Annotated in this window: 17 protein-coding genes; 14 read left to right on the top strand and 3 right to left on the bottom strand. The window is 39.5% G+C overall.

Features of this window, described 5'->3' with window-relative positions:
- The first annotated feature begins 82 nt into the window (after positions 1–82).
- The 10 genes from V5M37_RS08540 to V5M37_RS08585 all read left to right on the top strand — a co-directional run bounded on the left by V5M37_RS08540 (position 83) and on the right by V5M37_RS08585 (position 7,839).
- Complete coding sequence (locus V5M37_RS08540) at positions 83–1,294, top strand: EAL-associated domain-containing protein (RefSeq protein ID WP_423801586.1); 1,212 nt, start codon at positions 83–85, stop codon at positions 1,292–1,294.
- A 64-nt stretch (positions 1,295–1,358) separates the two neighbouring features.
- Positions 1,359–1,595, top strand: coding sequence for a type II secretion system protein (locus V5M37_RS08545; protein ID WP_213116497.1), 237 nt, complete (start codon positions 1,359–1,361; stop codon positions 1,593–1,595).
- A gap of 225 nt (positions 1,596–1,820) precedes the next feature.
- Positions 1,821–2,057 carry a YkuJ family protein gene (locus V5M37_RS08550; protein ID WP_213116496.1) on the top strand — a complete coding sequence of 79 codons (237 nt, stop codon included), beginning with the start codon at positions 1,821–1,823 and terminating at the stop codon, positions 2,055–2,057.
- 109 nt (positions 2,058–2,166) lie between these two features.
- Positions 2,167–2,610 carry a cyclic-di-AMP-binding protein CbpB gene (gene cbpB / locus V5M37_RS08555; RefSeq protein ID WP_423801587.1) on the top strand — a complete coding sequence of 148 codons (444 nt, stop codon included), beginning with the start codon at positions 2,167–2,169 and terminating at the stop codon, positions 2,608–2,610.
- 67 nt (positions 2,611–2,677) lie between these two features.
- The gene (locus V5M37_RS08560) at positions 2,678–3,556 is read left to right on the top strand and encodes a LysR family transcriptional regulator (RefSeq protein ID WP_423801588.1); all 879 of its coding nucleotides are present in this window, start codon (positions 2,678–2,680) and stop codon (positions 3,554–3,556) included.
- Positions 3,557–3,636: 80 nt separating this feature from the next.
- The gene (gene dapD / locus V5M37_RS08565; protein WP_423801589.1) at positions 3,637–4,347 is read left to right on the top strand and encodes a 2,3,4,5-tetrahydropyridine-2,6-dicarboxylate N-acetyltransferase; all 711 of its coding nucleotides are present in this window, start codon (positions 3,637–3,639) and stop codon (positions 4,345–4,347) included.
- Positions 4,348–4,405: 58 nt separating this feature from the next.
- Positions 4,406–5,530: an N-acetyldiaminopimelate deacetylase gene (locus V5M37_RS08570; protein ID WP_423801590.1), complete on the top strand. Its 1,125-nt coding sequence runs from the start codon at positions 4,406–4,408 to the stop codon at positions 5,528–5,530.
- 58 nt (positions 5,531–5,588) lie between these two features.
- Positions 5,589–6,044, top strand: a complete 456-nt coding sequence (locus V5M37_RS08575; RefSeq protein ID WP_423801591.1) for a TlpA family protein disulfide reductase — start codon at positions 5,589–5,591, stop codon at positions 6,042–6,044.
- A gap of 130 nt (positions 6,045–6,174) precedes the next feature.
- Positions 6,175–7,092, top strand: a complete 918-nt coding sequence (locus V5M37_RS08580) for a DUF4349 domain-containing protein (protein ID WP_423801592.1) — start codon at positions 6,175–6,177, stop codon at positions 7,090–7,092.
- Positions 7,093–7,179: 87 nt separating this feature from the next.
- Entirely contained in the window at positions 7,180–7,839 is a 660-nt protein-coding gene (locus tag V5M37_RS08585) for a potassium channel family protein (protein ID WP_213140898.1), read from the top strand.
- Between the two features lie 29 nt (positions 7,840–7,868).
- Here V5M37_RS08585 and rnjA read toward each other — a convergent pair whose 3' ends face one another.
- The 3 genes from rnjA to def form a co-directional block, all read right to left on the bottom strand.
- Positions 7,869–9,536, bottom strand: coding sequence for a ribonuclease J1 (gene rnjA, locus V5M37_RS08590; RefSeq protein ID WP_213140897.1), 1,668 nt, complete (start codon positions 9,534–9,536; stop codon positions 7,869–7,871).
- Between the two features lie 6 nt (positions 9,537–9,542).
- A complete protein-coding gene (locus V5M37_RS08595; RefSeq protein ID WP_213140896.1) occupies positions 9,543–9,752 on the bottom strand; it encodes a DNA-dependent RNA polymerase subunit epsilon in 210 nt (69 codons plus the stop codon).
- Between the two features lie 439 nt (positions 9,753–10,191).
- Positions 10,192–10,746, bottom strand: a complete 555-nt coding sequence (gene def, locus V5M37_RS08600) for a peptide deformylase (protein WP_423801593.1) — start codon at positions 10,744–10,746, stop codon at positions 10,192–10,194.
- A 171-nt stretch (positions 10,747–10,917) separates the two neighbouring features.
- Between def and V5M37_RS08605 the strand changes: the two genes are divergently transcribed.
- The 4 genes from V5M37_RS08605 (at position 10,918) to V5M37_RS08620 (ending at position 15,495) form a co-directional block, all read left to right on the top strand.
- Positions 10,918–11,574: a YkyA family protein gene (locus tag V5M37_RS08605; RefSeq protein WP_423801594.1), complete on the top strand. Its 657-nt coding sequence runs from the start codon at positions 10,918–10,920 to the stop codon at positions 11,572–11,574.
- A 392-nt stretch (positions 11,575–11,966) separates the two neighbouring features.
- Positions 11,967–13,082 (top strand): pyruvate dehydrogenase (acetyl-transferring) E1 component subunit alpha, encoded by a 1,116-nt coding sequence (pdhA, locus tag V5M37_RS08610; protein WP_423801595.1) that lies wholly within the window; start codon positions 11,967–11,969, stop codon positions 13,080–13,082.
- A gap of 3 nt (positions 13,083–13,085) precedes the next feature.
- The gene (locus tag V5M37_RS08615) at positions 13,086–14,063 is read left to right on the top strand and encodes an alpha-ketoacid dehydrogenase subunit beta (protein ID WP_423801596.1); all 978 of its coding nucleotides are present in this window, start codon (positions 13,086–13,088) and stop codon (positions 14,061–14,063) included.
- A gap of 85 nt (positions 14,064–14,148) precedes the next feature.
- Positions 14,149–15,495, top strand: coding sequence for a dihydrolipoamide acetyltransferase family protein (locus V5M37_RS08620; RefSeq protein ID WP_423801597.1), 1,347 nt, complete (start codon positions 14,149–14,151; stop codon positions 15,493–15,495).
- Positions 15,496–15,500 lie beyond the last annotated feature (5 nt).

A 15,500-nucleotide genomic window follows, 5' to 3' on the forward strand; every position in this document is an offset into this window, starting at 1 on the left:
TGGTATCCTTTTGGCAAAGAACAGACGGTAATTCCTATGCGTATGGTATAATGAAATTAACAATTTTTTGGAGGTACTTTGGATGGATGCACTGGAAATACTCTCAAATCTAAATGATGTTTTTCCTTATTTCCAGCCGATTTTTAGTGCCGATGAACAGCGTGTAATCGCCTATGAAGTATTAGGAAGATATAAATCAGCAGAAAATGTTATAAGCTTAGGTCCGTTTTTTTGTGATGAACAAATTCCTGAAGAATATAAATTCGAAGTTGATTTGCTTTTAGTTCGAAAAGCGCTGGAAAAGGCAGAGGAGCTGGATGAAGATGTCAGCATATTCTTGAACCGGAATGCTGAACTGCTTATGTATGGACATGGAGAACCATTTCTTCAGGAGCTTTTAGAATTCGAAAGCAAGGGTTTTAGGTTAAGTCGAATTGTTCTTGAAATTTCTGATCACAACTACTCAGGAGATTTAGACCAATTTGATAACCTTTTGCAATATTATCGGACCTATGGAATAAAAATTGCCATTGCAAATCTTGGCAGTGAAAACCGTTTTTTCGAACGAATCGGAGAGCTTGAACCGGACATTTTAAAAATTAATTTAGAAGCTTTAAAATCAACCTCAATTGGTACCAATTTCAATGATGTTTTATTTTCCGTGTCGGTCCTTGCTAGAAAAATTGGAGCAACGCTCTTGTTTGAAAATATTGAGATGAGCTACCAGCTGCAGTTTGCTTGGAAAAATGGCGGCCGTTATTATCAGGGTTATTATTTGCACCCTCCAGCTGCGGAATTTATCAGCCGGGAGTTCTTAAAACCCCGATTAAAGGAAAAGTTCCATGACTTTATTGTATATGAAAAAAGAAAATTGGAAGCTGTTTATACAACTGCTGAATATTTTCAAGCAAAGGTTCAGGAAATTGTAACGAAAAACCGGAAGTCCGGTTTTGAAGAGCTCCTGCATGTCCTGGGAAAAGAAATGGATCACATCGTCTTTCGGTTATATATTTGTGATGAAGACGGCTTTCAAAAGTCGGCTAATCTTTTTAAGAAAGACGGAGGCTGGAGCATCCAGACCGAATATATCAATAAAAACTGGAGCTGGAGACCGTATTTTCTAGAGAATATCATCAAAATGCGGAATGAAAGAAAAGGCATATTGTCGGACCTATATAGTGATATTGAAACCGGCGAGCCAATTCGAACCTTTTCGTTTCCAATCACTGGCAGTGAATATTTATTTATCGATATTTCATACCAATATTTGTTTGAACACGATCAATTGCTGTAAGAATAGAATGTGTCACGGAGTGGCAATTTAAAGATATAGTTTATCTTTAAAGGAGAAATGCTCAATGACTCTTTTTGAAATGACGGTTGCCATTCTTATTGTTGGTATTTTGGCTGTTTCCCTCATTTATACACTTGCCCTTGGCAGGCAGCAAAAAGCTGTGGAGGGTGAATTTGATACCCAGTTAGACAAAGGAATTCAAAAAAATGTATATGTCAAAAATCCTATTTTTTTATCCTATGGCATCTTCTTTGCATTGACTTTATTTATCATACTTTTTATAGCCATCAGATTTTTTTGAGAAGGTCTCAGTCAATGAGGGCCTTCTTTTTACGTTTTGAAAATTTTTTAGCCAATTTTTTCATTTTTATTTGGACAAATAGAGGTCGTTATTTTATTCTTTTAATATTGGCATGTTTAAAAGATGATTTTTTTATTGATGAAAATAATTCATTAGGATAGAAACATGTCAAATGCAAAACCTAATTTATAGAATTCTTGTTTGTGTTTGAAAGGAGATAAGCACATGTCACAGCTTCAAGGTATATTAACAAGATTAAAAAACCTTCAGGAACAATCTGCTAGCGGAGAGCCGGCGCAGCGTTATTTTGAGGTTAATGGAGAGAGGAAATGTCAAGTCACTTTCCATCCAAAAACAGAAACATTTGAGTTAGAGGTTTATTTTGAGAAGGAAAAGCCAAAACGATATCAATTCGATAATATTGATATGATTACAATCGAGATTTTTGACTTGATTCAATAGGAGCCTGTATGGTTCCTTTTTTTTATCAAGGCAATCAATTTTTAGCATGAGGTCCGAAAACTATGATAGAATAGGTCTGTAGAAAAACAAACATGAGGAGTTTTCGGTGATGATTAATCTTCCCAGCGGGGAATTTCTAGAATTAATGATAAAAGACTTGATTATCCCGTCTGAGCGGGTCGCACATGTACAAATCGGAAATAGTGTGGAACATGCCTTATTGGTGTTAACGAAAAGCGGCTACACGGCTATTCCTGTTTTGGATCCATCCTACAAGCTTCATGGTTTAATTAGTACACCCATTATAATGGATTCCATTTTAGGTCTTGAAAGAATTGAATTTGAAAAGCTTGAACAAAGACGGGTAGAAGAAGTTATGAAAAAATCTATGCCAAGAGTCACAATATCCACCCCATTTAATAAATGTTTAGATTTGCTCGTTACCCACCCATTTCTTTGTGTTGAGACAGAAGATGGGTTTTTTGAGGGGATTTTGCCAAGAAGTACGGTATTAAATCAATTAAATTCATTTATCAAGCGCGGTAATAGATAACTTACGAAAAGCAGGGCCCCCTTTTTGGGGGCTATTTTTTGCAGATAAAAGAGGAGGGGAAAAAACAGTGTCATCATTGTCGGAATTTCAATTACTGTCTGTTTTGGCACAGGAGATGAATATGCGGAAAGCCTCGGAACGGCTGTTTGTTTCCCAGCCGGCCCTCTCACAGCGTCTGCAAACCATCGAGAAGGATTGGGGGACTAAGCTTTTTATTCGCTCACAAAAAGGATTAGCGCTGACCCCTGCCGGAGAACATGTGATAGCTTTTGTAAACGAGGTCCTGAAAAAAGAGGAAAAGGTGCGGGAAACAATTTACTCCCTGCAGGAGGGCGTATCGGGTACTTTAAAAATTGCTGTAGCCTCCATTGTCGGGCAAAACTGGCTGCCGCAAGTTCTGAAGAAATTTATCGATAAATATCCCCAAGTGAAGCTTTCATTAGTGACAGGCTGGAGCAGTGAGATTTTAAACTGTTTGTATGATGACCAGGTCCATGTTGGCATTATTCGCGGTACACCTGATTGGAAAGGGGTTAAGGTACACCTGTTTCATGATCCGCTGTATTTGGTGGATAGAGAAATCACCAATCCAGATCAAGTCCTTGATACAGACCGCCCGTTTATCCAATTTAAGAGTGACTCTAATTATTACCAAGAGATACAGGATTGGTGGATGCGGAACTTTAAAACCACGCCGAAAAGGACCGTTGTCGTTGACCAAATTGAAACCTGTAAACAAATGGCCTTTAATGGAATTGGCTATGCGATTCTGCCTGGAATTACCTTAACGAAGGCAGAAAGAGATATTTGCAAAATTCCCCTTGTAAATGAAAAAAATGAACCTTTAAGCCGTGATACGTGGCTTCTTGGATATGAGTCGGCTTTTCAATTAAAACAAGTACAAGCATTTGTAGAGTTGATTAAAGAATATGTTTCAGAATCTTAAATAAAGCATATGTTTTTCTTGTTTTCAGCGCTTTTGTTTGCTAAAGTATTTTTTAGTACAAGTATAGGGGGATTTACAAAATGAAAATGATGGATGCACATGAAATTATATCCTTTATCCAAAATAGCAAAAAATCAACACCAGTAAAGGTTTATGTAAAAGGCGAGCTTGAAGGCATTGACTTTGGAGCAAATGCAAAAGCATTCATTAATGGTAATACCGGGGTTGTCTTCGGTGAATGGTCTGAAATCAGCGCTGTTCTTGAGGCAAATCAGGCAAAAATTGAAGATTTTGTTGTTGAAAACGATCGCCGTAATTCAGCCATTCCTTTATTGGATATGAAGCATATTAATGCCCGGATTGAACCAGGTGCTTTTATTCGTGACCAAGTAGAGATTGGCGATAATGCGATTATCATGATGGGGGCCGTCATCAATATCGGGGCTGTAATTGGTGAAGGAACGATGATTGACATGAACGCAGTTCTTGGCGGCAGGGCTACAGTTGGTAAGAAGTGTCATATTGGTGCAGGTGCGGTATTGGCTGGAGTGGTTGAGCCGCCATCAGCAAAACCGGTTATAATTGAAGATGATGTTTTAATTGGCGCCAACGCCGTAGTTCTTGAAGGAGTAACAGTTGGAAAAGGCTCGGTTGTCGCTGCCGGAGCAATCGTTACCCAAGACGTTCCGCCAAATACAGTGGTTGCAGGAACGCCAGCAAGAAAAATTAAAGATATTGACGAGCAAACAAAATCCAAAACAGAGATTTTAGACGCACTTCGTCAATTATAATTAAGACAAAAAAGCGTGGAATTGTTCCACGCTTTCTGTATAGATTGGAGTGGTAACCATGAATCCATTTGTTAAAATTCGCCGTGATCTTCATCAAATTCCTGAACTTGGGTTTCAAGAATTTAAAACTCAGGCCTATTTATTAGCTTACATATATTCATTACCCCAAGAGCGGGTTGCCATAAAAAAATGGAAAACCGGCCTATTTGTCAAGGTTTCAGGGTTGAACCCGAAAAAAACAATTGGTTATCGGACCGACATTGATGGTCTTCCCATTCCTGAGGAAACGGATCTTCCATTTTCTTCACAGCACAGCGAGCAAATGCACGCCTGTGGGCATGATTTCCATATGAGCATTGCACTTGGAGTGCTGACCTTTTTTATAGAGAACCCAATTGATGACGATTTATTATTTATTTTTCAGCCTGCTGAGGAAGGTCCAGGCGGTGCCGAACCGATGTTAAGGACAGAGGAAATGCGGGAATGGATGCCAGATATGATTCTTGCGCTTCATATTGCACCCGAGTATCCAGTTGGAACCATCGCTGTGAAAGAAGGATTATTGTTTGCAAATACCTCTGAACTGTTTATTGATTTGAAGGGAAAGGGAGGTCATGCAGCCTATCCGCATCAAACCAATGATATGGTTATTGCTGCTTGCCAGCTTGTTAATCAGCTGCAAACCATTGTTTCTCGAAATGTTAACCCATTAGATAGTGCTGTGATCACGATTGGAAAAATCACCGGAGGAACTGTTCAAAACATTATTGCCGAGAAAGCAAGGCTAGAGGGGACAATCCGAACATTGTCACCGGAATCGATGAAAAAGGTCAAGCATCGGATTGAAGCGATTGTAAAAGGAATTGAAACCGGTTTTGAATGTGAGGCAGTAATTGACTACGGATCTATGTACCATCAGGTGTATAATAACGAGGAATTGACCAGGGAATTTATAAATTTTATAAAAGAAGATGATGCGGTTCAATTCGTAGAATGTAAAGAAGCTATGACAGGGGAAGATTTTGGCTACATGCTGAAAGAAATTCCTGGATTTATGTTTTGGCTCGGTGTCGATTCCCCCTACGGACTGCATCATGCCAAATTAACACCAAGTGAAGAGGCAATCGATGTTGCGGTAAGGATAATCACAAAATATATTGCCTTAAAAGGTAATCAATCATAAAGCATGCTTAGCGAGACCTAACCTTCGTGTTAGGTCTATTTCATAGGAGGGAAAAGAGATGAGGCTAAGGGAGGAAATGCCCGAGTTAGTGGGGGCGGCTGAGTGGCTAAATGGTCAGGTAACCAAGGATGAGTTAGTTGGTGAAAAGCCGACCCTATTTCATTTTTGGTCCATCAGCTGTCACCTTTGTAAAGAAGCTATGCCGCAGATTAATCAATTTCGCGACCAATACAAGGACAAATTGAATGTTGTCTCAATTCATATGCCAAGGTCAGAGAATGATTTAAATATTAAAGATATCAAACAGGCTGCGGCTGAACATGGCATCACCCAGCCGACTTTTGTCGACAGCGAACATAAATTGACAGCTGCCTTTGAAAATAAATATGTTCCTGCCTATTATGTGTTTGACAAAGAAGGCAGGCTCCGCCATTTCCAAGCCGGAGGCAGCGGCATAAAAATGCTCGAAAAACGCATTAACCGGGTGTTGAGTGAATTAGAGAAAACAGAATAAATCTTGTGAATCTGTTTTAATCACGCACCGTATTTTATTACTTATCAGAAGGAAAAGATGTAACCATCCCCTTATAAAATCGTCAGTGTATAAAATGGACTATTTTATAAAAAAAGGGGTGTCTTAAGATATGAAAAAGGTAATACAACTTTTCATCATTTTTATTATGACATTGATGGTTATACTGACAGGCTGCAGCTCGAACAATAGCAAAAGTGAAAGTGCGAAAATGAATGTGGAAAACATAGCACAAATGGATTCTGCAGGTACGGGCAGTGCTGAGAAACCCTCTTTATCTACTAGTGACAAATCAACCGCAAATAAGGCTGCTGAAACGGTAAGCATAGAGGTTCAAAGTAAAATGGTCATCTATCAGGCAGACTTAGAACTCCGTGTAAAGAAATTTGATCGGACTGTCCGGACTTTTGAAGAAAAAGCAGCCCAATATGGTGGCTATATCGCTGAGTCCAATGTCGCAAGAGCCGGAAAAGAACAAATCAGCGGACATATGAAGATAAGAATCCCGCAAAAACATTTCCAGGACTTTTTGCACGATGCAGAGGGGCAAGCAGTTGAAGTGCTCCAGCGGAATATTAACGGGCAGGATGTAACCGAGGAATATGTCGACCTTGAGTCAAGGCTAAAATCCAAACGGGTCGTGGAGGAACGTCTTCTTTCCTTTATGAATGGGGCAGTTAAGACAGAAGACCTTTTAAAAATCTCTGCAGATTTAGCGGCTGTTCAAGAGGAAATTGAAACAATCGAAGGGAAAATGAAATATCTCGAAAATCAAACATCTTTCTCAACTGTAAATATTACTCTCTATGAGAATAAAATTGTTGTTCCTGATATTGAAAAGGAAAAACTAAATACTTGGGAAAAAACGAAAAAACAGTTTATGAAGAGTACCAATATGTTGTTATCCTTCTTTTCAGGGTTGGTCGTTTTTATATTTGGCAATATGCCGATAATAATACTATTTATCATATTTGCAGCAGCGGGCATAGTTATTTATAAAAAAAGAAAGCAGCAGAGAAACCGTGATTAAATCGCTGAAATCTCGCTCTATATAAAAATTATGATGGATGTTAAAATAATACCAGTTATCTAATTGAATTTCCTGGGGGAATTGTTTGTGAAGAAAAGTTTTGCTGTCATTGGTCTTGGCCGATTTGGCGGCAGTATCTGCCGGACCTTAACAGATGAGGGAATGGAAGTATTGGCAATTGACGTAAACGAGGAACGGGTCAATGAATTTTCGATGATTGCATCACATGCGGTGGTCGGCGACTCAACCGATGAAACAGTCTTAAAAAGTTTAGGGATTCGTAATTTTGACCATGTCATTGTCGCCATTGGCGATGATATTCAATCAAGTATTTTAACCACTTTAATTCTAAAAGAATTAGGAGTAAGCCGCGTAACCGCAAAGGCGCAGAATGATTATCACGAAAAGGTTTTAAGAAAAATCGGCGCAGACCATGTTGTTCATCCTGAACGGGATATGGGGCGGAGAATCGCCCATAATATGACCTCCAGTAATGTTGTTGATTATCTTGAGTTATCGGATGAACATAGTATCGTAGAAATCGTCGCAAACGGTAAAATTGGCGGCCACACCATTATGGATCTGGATATCCGGAAAAAATACGGTTTGAATATTGTGGCCATCAAAAGAGGAGAGGATATCATTGTTTCTCCTCACGCAGGCGAAATGATCAATGTCAATGACGTACTGATCGTGATTGGCACCGACAATGATATAGACCGGTTTGAACATAAAGTAATGGAATAGAAAAAGGAACCGCCTAGCGGTTCCTTTTTTTATACTTCCATAATAATTGGTAAAATCATTGGTCTTCTCTTTGTTTTTTCATATAGGAATGGAGCCAGCGTATCGGTAATTTCATTTTTAATTTCTGACCATTGGCTTGTTTTCCGCTCCATTATCTTGTTAAGATGCTTGGTAATTAAATTTTGTGCATCATTGATTAGGTCCCCTGACTCACGCATATAAACAAATCCACGTGAAATTAAATCTGGACCGGAAGCAATTTTAAATTCCTTCATGTTGATGCTGACAACAACCACTACTAAGCCCTCTTCAGATAAAATTCTTCTGTCTCTTAAAACGATATTGCCAATATCGCCCACACCGCTTCCATCAATATATACATTCCCTGATGGAATCTTTCCGGCAACCTGGGCTGTATTTTCTGATAATGCAAGGACTTCGCCATTGTCCATAATGAAGCAATTTTCTTCTTGCACGCCGCAATCAACGGCAAGTTTAGCATGCATTCTTTGCATCCTATATTCGCCATGAATAGGCATAAAGAATTTCGGCTTGATTAATCGGAGCATTAACTTTTGTTCTTCTTGTCCGCCATGACCGGATGTGTGAATATTACTTAATTTACCGTGGATTACCTCGGCACCCGCTCTAAACAAACTATTGATTGTTCTTGAGACACTGATAGTGTTTCCAGGAATAGGAGATGAGGAAAAGACCACAGTATCTCCAGGAATAATTTGAATTTGTCTATGTGTACCGTTAGCGATTCTCGATAACGCAGCCATTGGCTCCCCTTGGCTTCCTGTGCAAAGGATGGTTACTTTATCAGCCGGCAGGCGATTAATCTGACCAGCATCAACGAAGGTATCTTTCGGTGCCCTAATATAGCCTAAATCAAGACCGATATTAATCGCTGCTTCCATGCTCCGTCCAAATACAGCAACTTTTCGGCCGTAGGTAACGGCTGCTTCTGTTACCTGCTGAAGTCTATGAATATTGGAAGCAAAAGTAGCAAAAATGATTCGTCCGTCTACCTTGCGGAAAATATCATCGATGCTTTCACCAACCCGACGTTCCGACATAGTGAAATCAGGAATTTCACTATTGGTACTATCAGATAATAAACAAAGCACGCCTTCTTTGCCGATTTCCGCCATTTTTGTTAAATTTGCTGGTTCTCCGACCGGTGTGAAGTCAAATTTAAAATCACCTGTGTGGACGATCTGGCCCGGAGGCGTTTTTACGACAATGCCATAGGAGTCTGGGATACTATGGGTTGTCCGGAAAAAGGTAACCGATGTTTTCCGGAACTTAATCACATCATCTTCTTTAATTTCGATTAATTTAGCATTCCGCAGTAGGCCATGTTCTTCCAGCTTATTTTTAATTAACCCAAGCGCCAGCTTCCCTCCATAAATCGGAATATTGACTTCGCGCAATAAATAAGGAATGCCGCCTATGTGGTCTTCATGGCCGTGGGTGACGAATAAGCCCTTAATTTTATCTTCATTTTTAACTAAATAACTGTAATCAGGAATGACGTAATCTATTCCCAATAATTCATCCTCGGGAAATTTAATTCCAGCATCAATTAAGATAATTTCATCTTGGAATTGTACCCCGTACGTGTTTTTGCCTATTTCACCCAATCCCCCCAGGGCAAAAACAGCTGCTTGATCGTTTTTTACAAATTTCATAAATTATCAAATCTCCAATACTTTAAAGTTTTCGTTTTGCTGCTCATATTCTAAATAGGCTCCTTGGACCTCTTGAACATATTCCACATTAAATTTTCGTTCCGCAATTTTTGAAAGAACATCCCGTTTTGATTCACCTTCAACGAAAATGGTTTTTGTATTTTCTCTAACTGGGACTTCGTTAATGCTTTCTTGAAAATAGACCTTAAATAACATTATTCTCGCTCCTTAATTCATCATGACTTTTTCTATTATATAAAACATTTTCATCTTTTTCATTATTTTCAGTGGAAAACTTAGTTTCATTATGAAATGTATGTAAAAATGCATGTTTTAATAATTTACAATAACGAAGGAGCCCTTCGCAACTTTGAAGGGCTCGAAAAGTTTAGGCAATCGATTTTTTTCTGAGTAATTCTTTCCACTGTTTTAAAAGCTTCTTCCTCAGCTTCTTTAACATAGTGGATCATCTCCTTACTTCTTATTTTAAACAATCCTTGTCCAATGTAAAGGTGGTGATGGCAGATAATTGAAATTTTTTGAAAGAGCCTTTTTTTACTATTATTATATGGTGAAATGGCTGAATTTTTCATGGATAAAGATGGAATAAGGGGGAAGCAGACATAAAAAAGAGGCTGTCCTTAAAACAGCCTCATCATCGTTCAATCGCGCTGGCCCCTTCAATTGGCTTAAAAGGGTCCTTTTTATCAATATGATCATAAAACATAATGCCGTTTAAATGGTCGATTTCATGTTGAAAACAAATAGCAGGCAGACCTTTTAAGCGGATTTTAATTTCCTCGCCAGTTAGACTTGTTCCTTTTACAGTGACACGGGCATACCGCGGCACAAAGCCCGGAATCGATTCATCAACCGATAGACAGCCTTCGCCTGTTTGTAAATAGGTTTTTTCAACAGAATGACTGATGATTTTGGGGTTAAATAGAGCATAACTGATAAGCTCTCCCTTGTCATCTGTGCAGTGAACAGCAATCATCCGTTTGGATACATTTATTTGCGGTGCTGCAAGTCCTATCCCAGGCCGCAGACCATATTTTTGCGCTATTTCAGGGTCCTGACTGTTGATAACATATTCTAACAGACTCGCAAGAATCTGTTTATCCTCATCACTTGGCGGCATGGAAACCTCTGCTGCTGCCATCCTTAAAGTGGGATGTCCATCACGAATGATATCATCCATCGTTAACATAACCTTCACTCCTATGTTCGAATAAAATCATATGTACTCATTAGTCTATCAAACATTTTGGGATTTGTTAACGGTGATGGTTCTTTACTTCTCGACAAAAGGGTATGTTGTCAAATAAACAAAGTAAAGATATAGTAGAGTGTGATAAGAAGGAAAGTAAGGTGCTTTAAGATGAAAAGAAAACGGTATGCTCTGTTTATTTTCGCTCTTATTTTGATATTATCGGGCTGCACAAGTGAAAAAGATCCCACGAAGGAAATGTATGATGTCCTAGAAAAGGTTGTAGCAAAAGAGAAAGGGTTTGAAGAACAACAGGAACCACTTGTTTCTCTTGAAAAGAAAGAAAAAGACCTTTATGACCAAATCATAAAACTAGGAATGAAGGAATATGAGCAAATTGTAAAGCTATCCGATGAGGCGTTAGACTCAGCGGATAAAAGAAAAGAGCTTTTGGAAAAAGAAACAAACAGCTTAAAAGAGTCTGAAAAAGAATTTCAAAAAGTGAAAAAAATAAAGGATCAGTTAAAAGACCCGGAACAAAAGAAATTAGCAAATGAACTGTATGATATTATGATGCAAAGGTATAGGGCTCATGATGTCTTGTACAGTAATTATTCCGAGGCATTAAAAAATGATAAAGAATTGTATGAAATGTTTAAAAACAAAGAGCTCCCGCTAGATGCTCTGGAAGCCCAAGTTATGAAAGTAAATGAGACGTATAAAAACGTTCTTGCCGCAAACGAAAGTTTTAACAAGTTAACGGAGGAATACAATGCGACAAAGCTTTCGTTCTATAAACAGGCAGGAATAAAATCATCTAATAAATGACATTATAAAAAGTCAGCCAAAAACAAGGCTGGCTTTTTTCTATATTATAACAACTCCAGATAAATGTTGTTTTTTATATAACAGATGTGAATTGCAAGTTAATACAGGTTATTAGAATGGGTGAAAAATAAATAATATGGATGTGTTGAAAAATTATGGTGTAAAGGATTTGACGCTTCAGATTGGATGGTGTAAACTCGGTTATGGAATGATATGTTGTATTATATTTTCTGTTGGAGATATTAATACAGATTATATTTGGCAGTTAGGTTTAGAATTTTTATTTGAAAAAATTTGGAATACCCTATTTTCCAGCTTTTTTGGGTAACCTAACGTAGTGGATTTTATTTTAATTATAAGTATTTAAATAATGAAAGGAAGATGTGACCACGATGGCTTCTCAAACCAAAAATATGCCGTTGGATGCAGTTAAGTCACTCCAAGCAGCAGAAGAACAGTTTAAAACATTCCAAATCTTAAATGAAGAAGGGGAAGTTGTTAATGAAGGCGCAATGCCAGCATTAACAGACGAGCAGCTGCAGGAACTTATGCGGCGGATGGTGTACACAAGAATTTTAGACCAGAGATCCATTTCCCTAAATCGTCAGGGCCGTTTGGGCTTCTATGCACCAACCGCAGGACAGGAAGCATCCCAGTTGGCATCACAATTTGCTCTAGAAAAAGAAGATTATATTTTACCTGGGTATCGGGATGTTCCTCAGTTAATTTGGCACGGACTGCCGCTTTACCAAGCATTCTTGTTTTCACGTGGACATTTTCATGGCAACCAAATTCCTGAGGGAGTTAATGTTTTATCTCCACAAATTATTATTGGTGCCCAATATGTGCAGACAGCAGGTGTGGCATTAGGACTTAAAAAGAGCGGTACGAAGGCTGTTGCGATTACCTATACAGGTGATGGCGGCGCGTCCCAAGGGGACTTCTATGAAGGAATTAACTTTGCAGGTGCATTCAAGGCGCCAGCTATTTTCATAGTTCAAAACAACCGATTTGCGATTTCCACTCCAGTTGAAAAGCAATCTGCAGCAAAAACAATTGCTCAGAAAGCGATGGCTGCTGGAATCCCTGGTATCCAAGTCGATGGAATGGACCCTCTTGCAGTATATGCTGCCGTAAAGGATGCTCGTGATCGTGCCATCAATGGCGAAGGACCAACCTTAATTGAAACATTAACCTATCGTTATGGGCCACATACGATGGCTGGTGACGATCCAACACGTTACCGTACTGCTGACCTTGATAATGAATGGGAAAAGAAAGACCCACTTGTCCGTTTCCGTAAATTCCTTGAGAAGAAAGGTTTATGGAGTGAAGAAAAAGAAAATGAAGTAATTGAACAAGCAAAAGAAGATATTAAAGAGGCAATTAAAAAGGCGGATTCGACTCCTAAACAAAAGGTTACCGATTTAATATCCATCATGTTTGAGGAAATGCCGGTTAATTTAAAAGAACAAAATGAAATTTATCAAGCAAAGGAGTCGAAGTAAGTCATGGCTCAAATGACAATGATTCAAGCAATTACTGATGCACTTCGTACAGAATTGAAAAATGACCCTCAAACTTTAGTATTCGGAGAAGACGTCGGTGTAAACGGCGGTGTATTCCGTGCTACCGAAGGTCTTCAGAAAGAATTCGGCGAGGATCGTGTATTTGACACTCCGCTTGCTGAATCAGGAATCGGCGGGTTGTCAATTGGTCTTGCAATGACAGGTTTCCGCCCTATCCCGGAAATTCAATTCTTTGGCTTTGTATTCGAGGTAATGGATTCAATTGCTGGACAAATGTCCCGTATGCGCTACCGTTCAGGTGGGCGTTATCATATGCCGATTACTGTACGTTCTCCATTTGGCGGCGGCGTACACACTCCAGAGCTTCACTCTGACAGTTTAGAAGGTTTGATGGCACAAACTCCAGGGTTAAAAGTGGTTGTCCCTTCTACACCATACGATGCGAAAGGATTATTGCTTTCAGCAATCCGTGATAATGACCCTGTCATTTTCCTTGAGCATTTGAAGCTTTATCGTGCTTTCCGCCAAGAGGTGCCAGAGGAAGAGTATACTATTCCGCTTGGTAAAGCTGATGTAAAACGTGAAGGTACTGATTTATCTATTATTACTTATGGTGCAATGGTGCACGAATCTTTAAAAGCGGCAGATGAGTTAGCGAAGGAAGGACATTCTGTAGAAGTAGTCGACTTACGTACAATCAGCCCGCTTGATATCGACACGATTATTGCATCTGTTGAAAAAACGGGCCGTGCGATTGTCGTTCAAGAAGCACAAAAAATGGCAGGTGTTGCTGCTACTGTAGTGGCTGAAATCAATGACCGTGCAATTTTAAGCCTGGAAGCACCAGTACTGCGTGTCGCTGCGCCGGATACTATTTATCCTTTCTCACAAGCCGAGGCTGTTTGGCTTCCAAATTACAAAGACGTAATTGAAACAGCTAAAAAAGTATTAACATTTTAATGAAAAGGGAAATAGGGCTTAACTGTTTCCCTATTGCCCTTGATACTAAAAGCAAACCACAAGCGAAATAGGAGGATGAATACCAGTGTCATTTCAATTTAAAATGCCTGACATCGGTGAAGGTATTCACGAAGGGGAAATTGTTAAATGGTTCATCAAACCTGGAGATCAGGTAAAAGAAGATGATGTCCTTTGTGAAATTCAAAACGATAAAGCTGTAGTTGAAATTCCTTCCCCTGTTGAAGGAACAGTACTTGAAGTATTAGTTGGTGAAGGAACGGTAGCAACAGTAGGACAAGTTTTGGTAACTTTTGATGCACCGGGATATGAAGACTTACAATTTAAAGGAGACCATGCGGAAGAACAGCCGCAGCCAGAAGCACAAGCAGCTCCTCAGCCGGCACCTTCTACAGATACGAAACCTGCAGAAGCGTCATCTCAGCCTGCTGCACAGCCTCAAGAAGCTGCAGCCGCACAACCGCAGGCAGATGTGGATCCTAATAGACGCATTATTGCTATGCCATCTGTGCGTAAATATGCACGTGATAAAGGTGTAGAAATCAGTTTAGTCGCTGGAACAGGTAAAAATGGCCGGGTTCTAAAAGAAAATATTGATGCATTCTTAAACGGTGGTGCACAAGCAGCGGCACCTCAAGCAGCAGCACCTGCAGCTGAATCTGCTGAAACGGTTGAAGCACCTAAAGCTGCTGTACAAATTCCGCAAGGGCAATATCCGGAAACCCGCGAGAAGTTAAGCGGAATCCGCAAAGCAATTGCGAAAGCGATGGTCAATTCCAAACATACTGCTCCACATGTTACATTAATGGATGAAGTAGATGTAACAAAGCTTGTTGCCCACCGTAAAAAATTCAAGGAAGTTGCTGCTCAGAAAGGCATCAAGTTAACCTTCCTTCCATATGTCGTAAAAGCTTTAACAAGTGCATTGCGTGAATACCCTGTTTTTAATACATCGATTGACGATGCTGCTGGGGAAATAGTTCATAAGCACTACTTCAATATTGGTATTGCTGCTGATACTGAAAAAGGTCTATTAGTTCCGGTTGTTAAGGATGCAGACCGTAAATCAGTTTTCTCAATCTCACAAGAAATTAATGAATTGGCTGACAAGGCTAGAAGCGGAAAGCTAGCTCCTGATGAAATGAAAGGCGGCTCATGCACAATTAGCAATATCGGTTCTGCTGGAGGCCAATGGTTTACTCCAGTCATTAACCATCCTGAAGTGGCTATTTTAGGAATTGGCCGAATTGCCGAGAAACCTATTGTTAGAAATGGCGAAATTGTTGCAGCCCCTGTATTAGCCATCAGCTTAAGCTTCGACCATCGAATGATTGACGGTGCAACTGCTCAGAATGCACTAAATCATATCAAGCGATTGTTGAATGATCCAGAACTATTGTTAATGGAGGCGTAAGAAAA

This window comes from Neobacillus sp. SAB-20_R2A (assembly GCF_049568635.1).
Lineage (GTDB): Bacteria > Bacillota > Bacilli > Bacillales > Cytobacillaceae > Neobacillus > Neobacillus citreus.